This window comes from Pimelobacter simplex (genome assembly GCF_900114845.1).
GTDB classification, from domain to species: domain Bacteria; phylum Actinomycetota; class Actinomycetes; order Propionibacteriales; family Nocardioidaceae; genus Nocardioides; species Nocardioides simplex.
In genome coordinates this window covers 1,306,835-1,320,583 of record NZ_FOUK01000001.1, presented here as the reverse complement: position 1 = coordinate 1,320,583, position 13,749 = coordinate 1,306,835, and the positions used below count along the sequence as shown (strand labels likewise).

Below are 13,749 nucleotides of genomic sequence, written 5' to 3'. Positions count from 1 at the left end.
TCGATCAGTAGGCTGCGGTCATGATCGACCTGCGCCGCCTCGAGGCCCTCGTCGCCGTGCACCGGACCGGCTCGGTCTCGGGCGCCGCGGCCGCGCTGCACTACGGGCAGCCGACCATCTCCCACCACCTGCGCCGGCTGGAGGCCGAGACGGGCGCCGTGCTGCTGCAGCGGGTCGGGCGCGGGGTCCGGCTCACGCCCGAGGGCGAGCGGTTGGCCCGCCGCGGCGAGGAGGTCCTCGGACTGCTCGCCCGGGCCGAGGCCGAGCTCGCCGCGACGACCAGCCTGCAGTCGGGCCGGGTCCGGCTGGCGGCCTTCCCGTCGGGAGCCGCGACGCTCGTGCCCGGCGCGATCGCGCTGCTCGCCGAGCGCCACCCGGGGATCCGGCTCGACCTGGTCGAGGCCGAGCCGCCCGAGGCGCACGAGCTGCTCCGCGCCGGCGAGATCGACCTGGCCCTCACCTTCGCCTACCCCGACCAGCCCGAGCCGGAGCAGATCACCGTGGTGCCGGTCGTCGACGACCCGCTCTACCTGGTCACCCGCGCGGACGCCGCGCCCGGACCGGCGGTCGACCTCGCCGACTACGCCGCCAGCGGCTGGATCGCCGGCTGCGAGCGCTGCCGGCGCGAGCTGCTCAGCCTCTGCGCCGAGGCGGGCTTCACGCCGTCGATCGCGTTCGCCAGCGACGACTACGTCGCCGTGCAGTCCCTCGTGGCGACCGGGCTCGGCGTCACCGTGCTGCCCGGCCTGGCGCTGCGCGCCCACCAGCACGCCGGCGTCGTCCGGCGCCGGCTCGACGCGCACCGCCGGGTCCAGCTCGCGACGTACGGCGCCCCGCCCCGGCCCGCCGCGGTCGACGCGGTCGCGGCCGCCCTCACCGAGGCGGCCGGGGTCAGCCGCTGACCCGTCCGGCCTCGATCTCCTGGCGCCGGGCCAGCCGGTGCGCCCGGCGGATGCCCGCCTCGCGGTGCCGGCGCTGGTCCTCGGCGCTCTCGGGCTCGAGCGCCGGCACGGGCCGTCCCCGGCCGGCGGCGTCGACCGCCACGAAAACGAAGTAGGCCGACCCGACGTGGCGCACCTCGCCCGCGGCGTCCCACGGCTCGGTCTCGATCCGCACGCCGATCTCCATCGACGACGTCCCCACCCAGTTGACCTGCCCGAAGGTCCGGATGATGTCGCCCACCCGGACCGGCTCGAGGAACGCCATCTCGTCCAGCGCCGCCGTCACCGCCGGCCCGCCGCTGTGCCGCTGGGCCACGACCCCCGCCGTCGAGTCGGCCAGCTTGACCACCTCGCCGCCGTGGATGTTGCCCAGCAGGTTGGCCTGCGCGCGCGAGGTCAGCGTGGCCAGCTCGATGCGGGAGTACGACGGCGTGCGTGCCGCCACGATTTCGCTCACAGGCTGACGGTAGCGTCCTGGACATGGCAGGGCGCGACAACGGTTCCGGCGGCGACGACTTCGACTGGGTCTACGGATCCCAGCCCGGCAGCGGCGACCCCGAGCCCACCCGGCGGATCCCGGTCCAGCGACGGCCGGGTGCGGCCGGGTCCCCACCGCCGCCGCCCCCGCAGCAGCCGACCCGGCGGCTGCCTCCCCCGCAGCAGTACGACGCGCCCGGCCGGCCCGCCGGTCCCGGTGGCCCGAGCGGCCTGAGCGGTCCAGGCGGCCCCAGCGGCCCGAGCGCCCCGCCGTCGTACGCCGCCCCGCGGCGCAGCCGCTGGTCGCGCCCGCGCACCTACGTCCGGCTCGTCCTGCTGCTCCTCGTGCTGTGGCTCGTCTACCTGGTCGCGGTCCCGATCGTGGCCTGGAACCGGGTCGACAAGGTCGCCTTCGAGCCCTCCGGCGAGCGCCCGTCCGACCAGCCGGGCACGACCTACCTGCTCGTCGGCAGCGACTCGCGCGCCGGGCTCTCGCCCGAGGAGCGCAAGAAGCTCCACACCGGCGACGCGAAGTCCGAGCTGACCGACACGATCATGCTGCTGCACACCGGTGACGGGCCGACCACGCTCGTCTCGATCCCGCGCGACTCGCCGCTGCCGATCCCCGGCTTCGGCACCTCCAAGATCAACTCGGCCTACGCCAAGGGCGGCACTCCCCTGCTGGTGCAGACGCTCGAGAAGGCGACCGGCGTGCGCATCGACCAGTACGTCGAGATCGGCTTCGGCGGCCTCGTCGGCGTCGTCGACGGCGTCGGCGGCATCGAGATCTGCCCGAAGCAGCGGATCCGCGACAAGGAGTCCGGCCTCAACGTCAAGAAGGGCTGCCAGGAGGTCGACGGCGCCACCGCGCTCGCCTACGCGCGGGCCCGCAAGTACAGCCCGATCTCCGACCTGGCCCGGGTCCAGCAGCAGCGCGAGGTCGTCGCCGCGGTCGGCGACAAGGTGCTCTCGCCCTGGTCGGTGCTCAACCCGATCCGCTGGTGGCGGCTCAACTCCGCCGTCCCGGACTTCTTCCGGTTCGGCGAGGGCGCCGGCCCGACCACCGCCGCGAAGTGGGCGCTGGCGATGACCAAGGTCGAGAAGTCGTGCACCGTGCCGCTGGCCCGGGCCGACGCCACGTGGGACGCCCAGCGCGCGAAGCAGCTCTTCGGCAAGGTGATCGCCGACAAGACCGACGAGATCACGCCGAAGCTGTGCACCGCGACCGGCCTGGCCGCCCGCTAAGGAGAACCATGACCTACCAGACCCTCACCTGGACCGTCGACGCCGACGGGATCGCGACGCTGACGCTCGACCGTCCCGACGCGCTCAACGCCTTCGACCTGACCATGGCCCACGAGCTGCTCCAGGTGTTCACCACCGACGCCCACGACGACGCCGTCCGCGCGGTCGTGGTGACCGGCGCCGGGCGGGCCTTCTGCGCCGGCATGGACCTCAGCTCCGAGGGCAACGTGTTCGGGCTCGACGAGTCCCTCACCTTCACCCCCGACGAGTTCCGCACCCACTACGACGAGGCGCCCTACGCCGAGGGCGTGCGCGACACCGGCGGCAAGGTCACCCTGGCGATCCACGCGCTGCCCAAGCCGGTGATCGCCGCGATCAACGGTCCCGCCGTCGGCATCGGCGCCACCATGACGCTCGCCATGGACCTGCGCCTGGCCTCGACCAAGGCCCGGATCGGCTTCGTCTTCGGGCGCCTGGGCATCGTCCCCGAGGCCTGCTCGAGCTGGTTCCTGCCGCGGATCGTCGGCATCCAGCAGGCCCTCGAGTGGGTCTACTCGGCCGACATCCTCACCGCCGAGCAGGCCCACGCCGGCCGGCTGGTGCGCAGCCTGCACGAGCCCGACGACCTGCTGCCGGCCGCCTACGAGCTCGCCCGGTCGTTCGTCCGGGACCGCTCGCCGGTCGCGCTCGGCCTGGCCAAGCAGCTGCTCTACCGCAACAGCGCCGCCGCCGACCCGCTCGAGGCGCACCTGAGCGACTCGCTGGCGATGTACTGGACCTCGATCGCCGACGGCAAGGAGGGCGTCGCCGCCTTCCTCGAGAAGCGGACGCCGCAGTTCACCGGCAAGGCCTCCGCGCTGCCGCCGATCCGCTGAGCGGGGCGGCCCGACCCCGGCGGGGTCACATCGCCATGAACAGGATCTCCTCGCGGCTGTACTCCCGGCCCGGGTGCTCGGCCGCGAGGTGCTCCTGCACCTTCGTGACCAGCTCGTCGTCGGTGTCGGCACGCAGGGTGGTGTCGCAGGGGCAGCGCAGCGAGGGCATCACGGACCTCCAGGGATAGAACAGGTTCTGGTCCGGCCAGCCTAGCGCTGCCCGGACACGACGCCGGCCGCTCCCACGAGGTGGGAGCGGCCGGCGTGCAGGTCGTGCGCGGGGATCAGACGGCAACGGAGGCGGTCCGGCGCCGGCCGTAGCCGACCCCGCCCGCACCGGCGACCACGAGACCGCCGCCGAGCAGCAGCCACAGCAGGTCGGGACCACCCGTGTTGGGCAGGCCGTCGTTGTCGTCCTGGTCGGGCGTGCCGGCGCCGATCCGGAAGTCGGTCGTCGCCGAGGACGGCAGGAACGTGTCCGTGTCGTCCGGGCTGAGCGCGGCCCGGGCGAGGTAGGTGCCCTTGGGCAGCCGCGGCCCCTCGACCGAGACGACGTCGTCGACGAAGTGGACGGTGGTGGTGAACACCGGCGCGGCGACGAGCGCCCGGGCGTTGCGGGCGGCGGAGCCACCGGCCGAGACCTGGATCGCGATGTCGCCCTCGGGCGGCGTCGGGTAGTTGGCGCTCGCGCTCACCTTGAGCGTGATGGGCTTGCCCGGTCCGTGGACGACGACCTCGATGTGCGTCTGGGTCGGGACCTTCGGCGAGTACGGATCCGCGGATGCGGTCGCCATGGGTGCGACGGCACAGGCCATCGCCAGCGTCGCGAGCGCGACGAACTTCTTGAGCACGTGTGCCTCCTTGAACTATCCCCATGCAACGACCCGCGTGTTCAAGGTGACGGGCGGTGCACCAGCATCCTAGTGGTACGTCAGCCGTTCGTGGGTGTCGTCTCGACCAAGTGTCCGAAAACGACCGACCGGTTGTCGGTGTGGAAGATCTCCGAGCACGTGAGCAGCGTGATCAGCTGGTCGCCGGCCTCGGCCGGCGGCTGGGTGCCCCCGGAGCGCGGGTTGACCGGCTTCGGGTCGAGCACCCAGGTCTGGGTGAACGGGATGATGAGGTCCTCGCCCCCGGTGTCGAGCACGTAGGTGTACGTCGCCGCGCGGGTCTCGACGACGACCTTGTCGCCCGCCTCGAGCTCGGGGAACTCGGCGAACGGCTCACCGTGGGTGACCCGGTGGCCGGCGAGCACGTAGTTGCCCACCTGACCCGGCTCGCCGGTGTCCTCCATGTGACCCACGCCCGCCGCGAGCACCTCGTCGGAGGAGCCCTCGAGCACCGGGATCGCGTAGTCCTTGCCGAAGCGCGGGACGTGGAGGATGGCGGTGGCGTTGCCGAAGTCGGTCCGGACGACGTCCTGGCCGTCACCCCAGCCCTTCTCGATGGCCTGCCGGACCTCGCCCTGGCGCTTGTGCGACTGCCAGTTGGTCCCCCAGAACTGCCAGGCCACCCAGCACAGGATCGCCAGGCCAGCCAGGATCAGGCCGCAGCCGAACCAGAACGAGATGCGCTTGCGCGTGGACGGCTTGGTGGCGGTGGCGGTGCCCCCGCCGCTCCCACTGCCGTGCCTCGGTCGCGAGCGTCGCCGGCGAACCCGCTCGGGCTCCCCGTCCGGCAGGTCGGTCTGCGTCATCAGTCCCCTCCTCGGGACCCGTCGGAGGGCCCCACCCCATCCAACGCGACGCAGCCGCCGGTGTCACGCCCGGCGGCGTCCGACCTCCACCAGCCCGCCGCCCGCGGCGACGAGACCCAGTCCGGACAGGAGCACGAGCAGGTGCGGACCGCCGGTGTTCGGCAGGTCCTCCGACGGTCCGGCGTCGTCGCCGCCGATCCCGAACGGCGCCTGGTCACGGCAGCCGGCGTACCGGTCCCCCTTGGGGACGAAGTGCACCCGGGCGACGTGCTTGCCCGGCGCGAGGCGCGGGCCGACGATGCGCAGCGGGGTGCCGTCGTACCGGAAGGTCCGCGCCCAGCGCTCGGAGCTGAGGGTCAGCCGGACGGTGCCGCGCGGGTCCTGGCCGTCGGAGGCCTCGACGCTCACCCGCACCACGACGCGCTTCCCCACGACGGCGGTCGGCACGCTCACGTGGCAGCTCGTGGGCACCGTGGGCGAGTAGGGATCGGTGTCCGCCCGCGCGGCGCCGGGAAGGCACAACGCCACCGCGAGGAGCGCGGTGACCGCACTCGCCAGAACCAGAAGTCGACGCATCGAACCCCATCTCCCGAAAGATGAACAGGGACGGCCCCCCACCGCCCGAACCAGAGGGTGAAACCACTGGCTCAACGCAGTGGGGTGACCTGGGTTACGTCGAAAATCGTCATTTCGCGAACTGAACGGGCTTTCCGCGTGCACCAAGGCAGGTCATTTGCTAATGAGCCGACCTCGGGGGTCGCGCGGACGCCCTCAGCCCGGGGTGTGCGCCTCTCGGCACTCCGCGCACACCCACCAGCGGACCAGGACCTCGCCGTCCTTGCCCAGCGTGGCGGGGCCCGGCACGTGGGCGGTCATCCGCTCGCAGGCGAGGCACTCCAGCCGGCGGCGCGCCACGGCGAGCGGCGTCGGCCCGGACAGGGGCGGCGGAGAGACGAAGTCGGTCACTCCTCGACGCTAGGCAGCCGTGGCTCCCGCCGGTATCCGCTGAGCGCCGACTTCCGGCGCCCGCTATCCCGCCGGCGCATCCCGGCGGAGCGTGGCGCCGGGCGTCTCGTCGTACGCGCGCCGGTAGGCCTGGCCGAAGTGCCCTTGGTGCACGAAGCCCCAGCGGCTCGCGATCTCGGCGACACCGGCGCCTTCCCCCGACGTCGAGGCGGAGAGCTCACCGTGCACCCGGCGCATCCGGACGTCGTTGACGTAGCGCATCGGCGTCGTGTCGAGATGGCGCCGGAACGCCAGCTGCAGCGACCGGATGCTCACGTGGGCGGCGGCCGCGATCTCACCCGGCGACAGGTCGGAGCCGGCCCGCTCCTCGATGTAGTCGATCGCGCGGCGCAGCGCCGCCGGGTGCGCGTCGCGCCGGTCGCCCGCGCTCTCGGCGGCGGAGGTGCTCGGGAAGGCAGCCAGCACCTGCGCGGCGAGGTACCGCGTGGCGGCGCCGACCACCAGCGGGTTGCCCGCCGACCCGGGATCGCTGAGCACCGCACGGTCGAGGTGGTCGATCGCGGCGCGCACCCGGGCGCCGGCCGCGGTATCGAGGGGGCGGTGGTCGAGCAGCGCGACGCCGTCCTGGCCCGCGGCGGGGGCGGCGACCAGCCCCAGCACCGCGGGGTCGAGCATCGTGATCGAGTACGTGGCCTGCTTGACCTCGCCGCGGTAGGCGCGCTCGGGCGGGGCGAGCGAGAACAGCTCGCCGGCGCCGAAGTCGTCGGGCCTCGAGCCCGCGGGGCCGTGGCCCTCGATCGTGCCCGACGCGATGTCGCACAGGCAGATCCGGCCGAGCGGCTCGACGTCGTACGACATGTCGAACGGGAAGTCGACCCGGTCGACGGAGATGGCCTCGGCGGCGGTCCGCACGACCTTGGCCCGCGCCCGCGGGCCGGTCCGGCCGATCCGCATCGGCGCGTAGTGCGTGCTCAGAAACTCCTCGGTCCGCTCGAGCTCGTCGCTCTCGAAGTGGATCAACGGGACCACCTCCCCTCAGGTCAGGTCCGCACCCCAGGGTAGCCGGGACCCGGCTGACGGCCCCCGGGTACGCCGTCCGGCCCCGGGTACCGCGCACGGATGACCGACACCGAGAACCCTCTGAAGATCGCCTTCCTCGTCGCCCCCGAGGGCATCGAGCGCGTCGAGCTCGACGAGCCGTGGCAGGCCGTCGCCGACGCCGGCCACCAGCCCGTACTGGTCAGCACCCAGCCCGGCGAGGCCCAGACGTTCGAGCACCTCGACAAGTCCGAGACCCGCCCCATCGACGTCACCGTCGATGCCACCGACCCCGCGTCGTACGACGCCCTGGTGCTGCCGGGCGGCGTCGCCAACCCCGACGCGCTACGCACCGATGAAGGCGCGGTCGCCTTCGTCCGCGCCTTCATGGAGTCGGCCAAGCCCGTCGCCGCGATCTGCCACGCCCCCTGGACGCTCGTCGAGGCCGACGTCCTCCGCGGACGCCGGCTCACGTCGTGGCCGAGCCTGCAGACCGATCTCCGCAACGCCGGCGCCACCTGGGACGACGAGCGCGTCGTCGTCGACGGCAACCTGATCACCAGCCGCAGCCCCGACGACCTGCCCGCGTTCATCGGGGCGCTGGTGGAGGCGTTGGAGCACGGGGCCGGAGCCGCGGCCGCGCCGGCCTGAGCGCGGCCCCGGCTCCGTCCGCTCAGCGCCGGACGAGCAGCGCCACCCGGCGGTTGGCGTCACGCCGGTGCGCGGTGCCGCCGATCATGGCCGGACGCTCCGGCCCGATGCCGACCGCCCGGGTGGTGAGGCCGGGCCGCTTCCCCTCGAGGAACGCGCACACCGCCTTCGCCCGCTGCTTCGACAGGATCCGCTCGCGACGCACGCTGCCCGCGTAGTCGGCGTAGCCCTCGCAGGTCAGTGCCCGGACGTTCTCCAGGCTGCGAGCCAGCACCACGAGCTGCTGGCGGCCGGCCGGCGTGAGCCGTGCCGAGTCGAACCGGAAGAGCTCGGTCAGCTGCACGCCCTGGCGTGCGGCCAGCTGGTGGCCCCGCACCTGGCGCGCGGGGACGGCCAGCGTCCCGTTGCGGGTGCGGTAGAGCGCCTTGGTCGCGCGCAGCGGACCGCGGGTGCGGGCCGGGTGCGCGGGGACCGGAGCCAGCTTCTGGCGCTCCGCCTTGGTCAGCGGGTCGCGGTACCACCGCACCGGCGCCACCGGCGCCACCGGCGTCGCCGCCGTCGAGGGCGCCGACTCGGGCGAGTCACCCTGGGCGTTGGTCGCCCGGACCGTCACCGTGTAGGCCTTCCCGTTCGTCAGCCCGCCCACGGTGCACGGGCTGGCGGCACAGGTCGTCGTCACGCCGCCGGGCTGCACGGTCACGACGTACGCCGTGATCGGCGAGCCACCGTCGCCCGGCGCGCTGAAGGAGACCACCAGCCGGCGGTCGCCGGGCTTCGCCGAGACGCCGGTCGGCGCGCCGGGGACGCCGGTCGGCGTCACGGCCGCCGACGGGTCGGACTCCGCGGAGTCGCCCTGGTCGTTCGAGGCGTGGACCGTGAACGTGTACGCCGTCCCGTTGGTCAGCCCCTCGACCCGGCACGGGCTGCCCGGGCAGGTCGCGGTGGCGTCTCCCGGAGCAGCGGTCACCGTGTACGACGTGATCGGCGACCCGCCGTCCTTGCCGGGCGCGGTGAAGAAGACGTCGGCGTCGCCGTCACCCGGCTCGGCTGCGACGTGCGTCGGGACGCCGGGCACCGCCACGGGCGTGACCGCCGCCGACGGGTCCGACTCACCGGAGTCGCCGTTGGCGTTGGCCGCGCGGACCGTGAACGTGTAGGCGGTGCCGTTGTCCAGGCCCTCGACCGTGCAGGGGCTGCCGGGGCAGGTCACGGTCGCGGTGCCCGGGGTCGCGCTCACCGTGTACGACGTGATCGCCGCGCCGCCGTTGTCGAGCGGCGGGGTGAACGAGACGCGCGCCGCGCCGTCCTGGGGCGCTGCGGACACCGCGGTCGGCACGCGGGGCAGGCCGCTCGGGGTGACGGCCGCCGAGGACGCCGAGGGGTCGGACTGACCGGCGTCGTTGGTCGCACGGACCGTGAACGTGTAGGCCGTGCCGTTGTCCAGATCCTCGACCGTACAGGGGCTGCCGGGGCAGGTCGCGGTCGCGGTGCCCGGGCTCGCACTCACCGTGTACGACGTGATCGCCGCGCCACCGTTGCTGACCGGTGCCGTGAAGGTGACCTGCGCCTCGCCGTCACCGGGTTGCGCGGCGACACCGGTCGGCGCGCCCGGCTTCGTCGCCGGCGTGACCGGCGCCGACGGCTCGGACTCTGCGGAGTCGCCGTTCTCCGTGGTCGCGCGGACCGTGAACGTGTAGGCCGTGCCGTTGTCCAGGTCCTCGACCGTGCAGGGGCTGCCGGGGCAGGTCGCGGTCGCGGTGCCCGGGCTCGCACTCACCGTGTACGACGTGATCGGCGAGCCGCCGTCGCTGACCGGCGGCGTGAACGACACCTTGGCCGCGCGGTCCAGCGGCGTCGCGGTCACGCCGGTGGGCGCGCCGGGGCGGGCGAGGCCGTTGAAGGTCAGCGTCACCGACCCGGTGGCGCCGTCGCCGGCCACGAGGCCGGGGAGCTGGACGCCGCCCGTGCCGGGCTTGACGCCGATCGCGGCGTTCGTCAGGTAGCCCGAGGCGAGCGAGGAGCCACCGCCGCCGCCGGCCTCGTAGATGTTGAGGATGCCCTGGTTGCCCGTGGCACCGCCGCCACCGCCGCCGTAGCCGCCGCCACCGCTGCCGCCGGCGGAGTTGTTCGGGTAGGTGCCGCCCGCGCCGCCGGCCGCGACCGTGGGCGAGCCCGGGTTGTTGCTGGCGCCGGCGCTGCCCGCGGCGTAGTTGCCGGTGCCGCCGGCACCGCCGGTTCCGCCGATGCCGGGCTGCCCGGGCGCCGCCAGCGCGGCGTTCTCGCTGGTGCCGGCCGAGCCGGCGTTGCCGCCGTCGCCGTTGTAGGCGCCACCACCACCGGCACCCGCGATCGCGAGCTTCGCGATCAGGTTGTGGCCGGCGTCGAGGGCCATGAGGCCCGAACCGCCTCCGCCGTAGCCGTAGCCGTGGTTGTTGCCCGCGCCCGCCGCTCCCACGACGACCTTCAGGTACGCCGTGCCGGCCGGGAGCGTCAGCGTCCCGCTGACCTCCGCACCGTTGCCGCCGACGTGCGAGCGGGCCGGGTACCCGGCACCGCCGCCGGCACCGACCACCGCGACGTCGACGTCGGTGGTGCCGGCCGGCACCCCGAGGACGTAGTCCCCGGCGCTCGTGCACGACACCGTGCTCGCCAGGGCCGGGGCGGTGCCGTCGAGGCAGGGCGAGGAGGCGGGGACCGCGGTCGCCGTCGGCGCGGCGACGACGACGGCCGCCGCCGCGGCGACCGAGGCGGCCAGCGCCGTCAGACCTGGTTTGCGAAAGGTGAAGACCATGACGCGAGGTTCACAGTCCCAGGCCCGTCCCGGGCCGGAACGGGCCTCAAATGGCAGACCGGTCAGAACAGCCGGGACTTTGTCCCCGGATGCTCAGATCTCGCTCTGCACGCCCGCCAGCAGCTGACGCGCCATCACGATCCGCTGCACCTGGTTGGTGCCCTCGTAGATCTGGGTGATCTTGGCGTCGCGCATCATCCGCTCCACCGGGTAGTCGCGGGTGTAGCCGTAGCCGCCGAGCACCTGCACCGCGTTGGTGGTGACCTCCATGGCGACGTCGGAGGCGAAGCACTTGGCGGCGGCGCCGAAGAAGGTGAGGTCGCTGTCGCCGCGCTCGGAGCGGCCGGCGGCGGCGTAGGTCAGCTGGCGCGCGGCCTCGACCTTCATGCCCATGTCGGCGAGGAGGAACTGCAGGCCCTGGAAGTCGGCGATGGACTTGCCGAACTGCTGGCGCTCCTTGGCGTACGACAGGGCGTAGTCGAGCGCGCCCTGGGCGACGCCGACGGCCTGGGCGGCGATGGTGATCCGGGTGTGGTCGAGGGTCTTCATGGCGTACTCGAAGCCCTTGCCCTCCTCACCGATGATCCGGTCGCCGGGGATCCGGACGTTGTCGAGGTAGACCTCGCGCGTCGGGGAGCCCTTGATGCCGAGCTTCTTCTCCGGGGCGCCGAACGAGACGCCGGCGTCCGACTTCTCGACGACGAAGGCCGAGATGCCCTTGGTGCGGGCGTCGGGGTCGGTGGTGGCGAGGACGGTGTAGAACTCCGACTCCCCCGCGTTGGAGATCCAGCGCTTGGTGCCGTTGAGGATCCAGTCGTCGCCGTCGCGCACCGCGCGGGTCTTCTGGTTGGCGGCGTCGGAGCCGGCGTCGGGCTCGGAGAGGCAGTACGAGAAGCCGCCCTCGCCGCGCGCCAGGGCGCCCAGGTAGTGCTTCTTGAGCTCCTCGGAGCCGCCGATCATGACGGGCAGCGAGCCGAGCTTGTTGACCGCCGGGATCAGGGACGCCGAGACGTCGGCCCGGGCGACCTCCTCGATCACCAGGACGGTGGCGAGCGCGTCGGCGCCGGCGCCGCCGAACTCCTCGGGGACGTGCGGCGCGTGGAAGTCGGCGGCCCGGAGGGCCGCGGCGGCCTCGTGCGGGTAGCGGGCCTCCTCGTCGACCGCGGCAGCGAAGGGCGCGACCTTGGCGTCGCAGATCGCGCGGACGGCCTCGCGGATGGCCTGGTGCTCCTCGGAGAGGGCGTACATCGGGAAGTCGCTCATGCGGGTTCAGCTCCTGCGGTCGCTCGACGGTACTCAGTATCATACTCGCGGGACTCCGTTCCGTCGAACTACGCTGGTGCCCGTGCCTGCCGCCGCCACCTCCCGCGACCGCCTCGTCGCCGCCGCCTTCGAGCTCTTCGAGGGCCACGGGTACGACGCCACGACCGTCGACGAGATCGCGACCCGCGCAGGCACCGGCCGCAGCACCTTCTTCCGGCACTTCCGCGGCAAGGAGGACGTCGTCCTGCCCGACCACGAGGCGCTGCTGGGCCGCGTGGGCGGCCGGCTCGCGACGGCGTCGCCGGGCGGCTACGAGGTCGCGCTGCGGGAGGCGGCCGGGATCGTGCTCGCGCACTACCTGGCCGAGGGGCCGACCGCGCGGGCCCGCTACCGGCTGGCGAGCAGCGTGCCGGCGATCCGGGACCGTGAGATCGCGAGCGTCCAGCGCTACGTGCGGCTTTTCGCCCAGCACATCCACCGCTGGCTCGACACTGAGCCCGACGGCCCCCTGCGCGCCGAGCTGGTGGCGTCGGCGGTGGTCATCGCGCACAACCACGTGCTGCGGCGCTGGCTGCGCGGCGAGACCGACGACGACGCCGCGACCGCCGCACTGCTCGACCACTCGCTGACCCTGGCCGTGTCGCTCCTGCGGGCACCGGCCGAGCCGGGCGGGACGCCGACCGTCGTCATCGCCGGCGACCAGGCCGACGTCGAGCAGGTCGTGCAGGCCGTGCGCGCGGCGCTCGGGAAGAAGCCGGCCACCCCCGGCCTTGGGTCTTCATGACCACATCCGCACCCGCGCACCAGGACCCCGCCGCGATCGACCTCATGCTCGACGAGCTCACCACGTGGGCGGTCGTGGGCCTGTCCGGCAACCCCGACCGGACGGCGTACCGGATCGCCGAGCTGCTCCAGCAACGCGGCAAGAAGATCGTGCCGATCCACCCGAGCGCGCCGACGGTGCTCGGCGAGCAGGGCTACGCCACCCTGGCCGACGTCCCGTTCCCGGTCGACGTCGTCGACGTCTTCCGCCGCTCCGAGGAGGCCGGGGTGTTCGCCGACCAGGCCGTGGAGATCGGCGCGAGCGGCGTCTGGTTCCAGCTCGGCGTCGTCGACGAGGCGGCCTTCGAGCGCACCCGCGCCGCCGGCGTCGCGATGGTGATGGACACCTGCCCGGCCATCGAATGGCGCCGGCGCTGAGGGCGACACCTGGCAGTTTCACCGCCTAGGCGGTGAAACTGCCCCTGAGCACAGGGAGTTCCGTAGGCCAACGCCCGGTTTCACCGCCTAGGCGGTGAAACTGCCGCCCCGGACGACGGCGCCCTTCGCCTCGGCGACGGCCTTCAGCTCGGCCTGGAACGCGGTCATCCGCTCCTGCAGCGCGGGATCGGTCGCGCCGAGGATCCGGACGGCGAGCAGCCCCGCGTTGCGCGCCCCGCCGATGGCGACGGTCGCGACCGGCACGCCCGCCGGCATCTGCACGATGGAGAGCAGCGAGTCCATGCCGTCGAGGTACTTCAGGGGCACCGGGACGCCGATCACCGGCAGCGGCGTGACGGCGGCGAGCATGCCGGGCAGGTGGGCGGCTCCGCCGGCGCCGGCGATGATCACCGACAGCCCGCGCCCGGCGGCCTCCTGGCCGTAGGCGAGCATCTCGGCCGGCATCCGGTGCGCGGAGACGACGTCGGCCTCGTACTCGATGCCGAACTCCTCGAGCGCCTCGGCGGCCAGCTTCATCACCGGCCAGTCGGAGTCCGAGCCCATCACGATGCCCACGCGCGCAGTCATGGGCGCAAGGCTAGGCGG

The 13,749-nt window shown here is 73.7% G+C and carries 16 protein-coding genes; 6 read left to right on the top strand and 10 right to left on the bottom strand.

Translation table 11 applies throughout. The annotated features are described in order from the left end of the window. The first annotated feature begins 20 nt into the window (after positions 1-20). Positions 21-902 (top strand): LysR family transcriptional regulator, encoded by an 882-nt coding sequence (locus BM223_RS06450; protein WP_038680708.1) that lies wholly within the window; start codon positions 21-23, stop codon positions 900-902. Here BM223_RS06450 and BM223_RS06445 read toward each other — a convergent pair. Next, the gene (locus BM223_RS06445; protein ID WP_038680710.1) at positions 892-1,398 is read right to left on the bottom strand and encodes an acyl-CoA thioesterase; all 507 of its coding nucleotides are present in this window, start codon (positions 1,396-1,398) and stop codon (positions 892-894) included. The two genes, BM223_RS06450 and BM223_RS06445, sit on opposite strands and share 11 nt — an antisense overlap. 23 nt (positions 1,399-1,421) lie before the next feature. On the opposite strand from BM223_RS06445, the gene BM223_RS06440 reads away from it, so the two are divergent. Together BM223_RS06440 and BM223_RS06435 are read left to right on the top strand one after the other, a co-directional pair. Beyond that, on the top strand, positions 1,422-2,663 hold the full coding sequence (locus tag BM223_RS06440) for an LCP family protein (RefSeq protein WP_052138903.1): 1,242 nt from the start codon (positions 1,422-1,424) through the stop codon (positions 2,661-2,663). Positions 2,664-2,671: 8 nt separating this feature from the next. After that, complete coding sequence (locus BM223_RS06435; RefSeq protein ID WP_038680712.1) at positions 2,672-3,538, top strand: crotonase/enoyl-CoA hydratase family protein; 867 nt, start codon at positions 2,672-2,674, stop codon at positions 3,536-3,538. Between the two features lie 25 nt (positions 3,539-3,563). On the opposite strand, the gene BM223_RS06430 is transcribed toward BM223_RS06435, so the two are convergent. The 6 genes from BM223_RS06430 to BM223_RS06405 form a co-directional block, all read right to left on the bottom strand. Continuing rightward, complete coding sequence (locus tag BM223_RS06430; protein ID WP_075018479.1) at positions 3,564-3,707, bottom strand: DUF1059 domain-containing protein; 144 nt, start codon at positions 3,705-3,707, stop codon at positions 3,564-3,566. Between the two features lie 115 nt (positions 3,708-3,822). Then, entirely contained in the window at positions 3,823-4,389 is a 567-nt protein-coding gene (locus tag BM223_RS06425) for an LPXTG cell wall anchor domain-containing protein (protein ID WP_038680714.1), read from the bottom strand. 80 nt (positions 4,390-4,469) lie between these two features. Next, positions 4,470-5,234 (bottom strand): class E sortase, encoded by a 765-nt coding sequence (locus BM223_RS06420; RefSeq protein WP_082003748.1) that lies wholly within the window; start codon positions 5,232-5,234, stop codon positions 4,470-4,472. Between the two features lie 63 nt (positions 5,235-5,297). Continuing rightward, positions 5,298-5,810, bottom strand: a complete 513-nt coding sequence (locus tag BM223_RS06415) for a hypothetical protein (RefSeq protein ID WP_141267567.1) — start codon at positions 5,808-5,810, stop codon at positions 5,298-5,300. Between the two features lie 195 nt (positions 5,811-6,005). Further along, positions 6,006-6,200, bottom strand: a complete 195-nt coding sequence (locus tag BM223_RS06410; protein ID WP_038680718.1) for a hypothetical protein — start codon at positions 6,198-6,200, stop codon at positions 6,006-6,008. 63 nt (positions 6,201-6,263) lie between these two features. Beyond that, positions 6,264-7,220 (bottom strand): AraC family transcriptional regulator, encoded by a 957-nt coding sequence (locus BM223_RS06405; protein WP_038680720.1) that lies wholly within the window; start codon positions 7,218-7,220, stop codon positions 6,264-6,266. A gap of 99 nt (positions 7,221-7,319) precedes the next feature. On the opposite strand from BM223_RS06405, the gene BM223_RS06400 reads away from it, so the two are divergent. Next, positions 7,320-7,889, top strand: a complete 570-nt coding sequence (locus BM223_RS06400; protein WP_052138904.1) for a type 1 glutamine amidotransferase domain-containing protein — start codon at positions 7,320-7,322, stop codon at positions 7,887-7,889. Between the two features lie 22 nt (positions 7,890-7,911). On the opposite strand, the gene BM223_RS06395 is transcribed toward BM223_RS06400, so the two are convergent. After that, entirely contained in the window at positions 7,912-10,680 is a 2,769-nt protein-coding gene (locus BM223_RS06395; protein WP_052138905.1) for a fibronectin type III domain-containing protein, read from the bottom strand. Between the two features lie 93 nt (positions 10,681-10,773). After that, positions 10,774-11,943, bottom strand: coding sequence for an acyl-CoA dehydrogenase family protein (locus BM223_RS06390; RefSeq protein ID WP_038680722.1), 1,170 nt, complete (start codon positions 11,941-11,943; stop codon positions 10,774-10,776). Positions 11,944-12,025: 82 nt separating this feature from the next. On the opposite strand from BM223_RS06390, the gene BM223_RS06385 reads away from it, so the two are divergent. Then, a complete protein-coding gene (locus BM223_RS06385) occupies positions 12,026-12,727 on the top strand; it encodes a TetR/AcrR family transcriptional regulator (RefSeq protein WP_200886998.1) in 702 nt (233 codons plus the stop codon). After that, complete coding sequence (locus BM223_RS06380) at positions 12,724-13,143, top strand: CoA-binding protein (protein WP_038680724.1); 420 nt, start codon at positions 12,724-12,726, stop codon at positions 13,141-13,143. The genes BM223_RS06385 and BM223_RS06380 overlap by 4 nt, the downstream gene beginning before the upstream one ends. An 87-nt stretch (positions 13,144-13,230) precedes the next feature. Here the strand turns inward: BM223_RS06380 and purE are convergent, their stop codons facing one another. Continuing rightward, complete coding sequence (purE, locus tag BM223_RS06375; RefSeq protein ID WP_038680726.1) at positions 13,231-13,731, bottom strand: 5-(carboxyamino)imidazole ribonucleotide mutase; 501 nt, start codon at positions 13,729-13,731, stop codon at positions 13,231-13,233. Positions 13,732-13,749: the final 18 nt, after the last annotated feature.

Coding starts and splice junctions, on each gene's coding strand:
- BM223_RS06450 (WP_038680708.1), top strand. CDS start 21: ATGATCGACCTGCGCCGCCTCGAGGCCCTCGTCGCCGTGCACCGGACC.
- BM223_RS06440 (WP_052138903.1), top strand. CDS start 1,422: ATGGCAGGGCGCGACAACGGTTCCGGCGGCGACGACTTCGACTGGGTC.
- BM223_RS06435 (WP_038680712.1), top strand. CDS start 2,672: ATGACCTACCAGACCCTCACCTGGACCGTCGACGCCGACGGGATCGCG.
- BM223_RS06430 (WP_075018479.1), bottom strand. CDS start 3,707: ATGCCCTCGCTGCGCTGCCCCTGCGACACCACCCTGCGTGCCGACACC.
- BM223_RS06420 (WP_082003748.1), bottom strand. CDS start 5,234: ATGACGCAGACCGACCTGCCGGACGGGGAGCCCGAGCGGGTTCGCCGG.
- BM223_RS06415 (WP_141267567.1), bottom strand. CDS start 5,810: ATGCGTCGACTTCTGGTTCTGGCGAGTGCGGTCACCGCGCTCCTCGCG.
- BM223_RS06400 (WP_052138904.1), top strand. CDS start 7,320: ATGACCGACACCGAGAACCCTCTGAAGATCGCCTTCCTCGTCGCCCCC.
- BM223_RS06395 (WP_052138905.1), bottom strand. CDS start 10,680: ATGGTCTTCACCTTTCGCAAACCAGGTCTGACGGCGCTGGCCGCCTCG.
- BM223_RS06390 (WP_038680722.1), bottom strand. CDS start 11,943: ATGAGCGACTTCCCGATGTACGCCCTCTCCGAGGAGCACCAGGCCATC.
- BM223_RS06380 (WP_038680724.1), top strand. CDS start 12,724: ATGACCACATCCGCACCCGCGCACCAGGACCCCGCCGCGATCGACCTC.
- purE (WP_038680726.1), bottom strand. CDS start 13,731: ATGACTGCGCGCGTGGGCATCGTGATGGGCTCGGACTCCGACTGGCCG.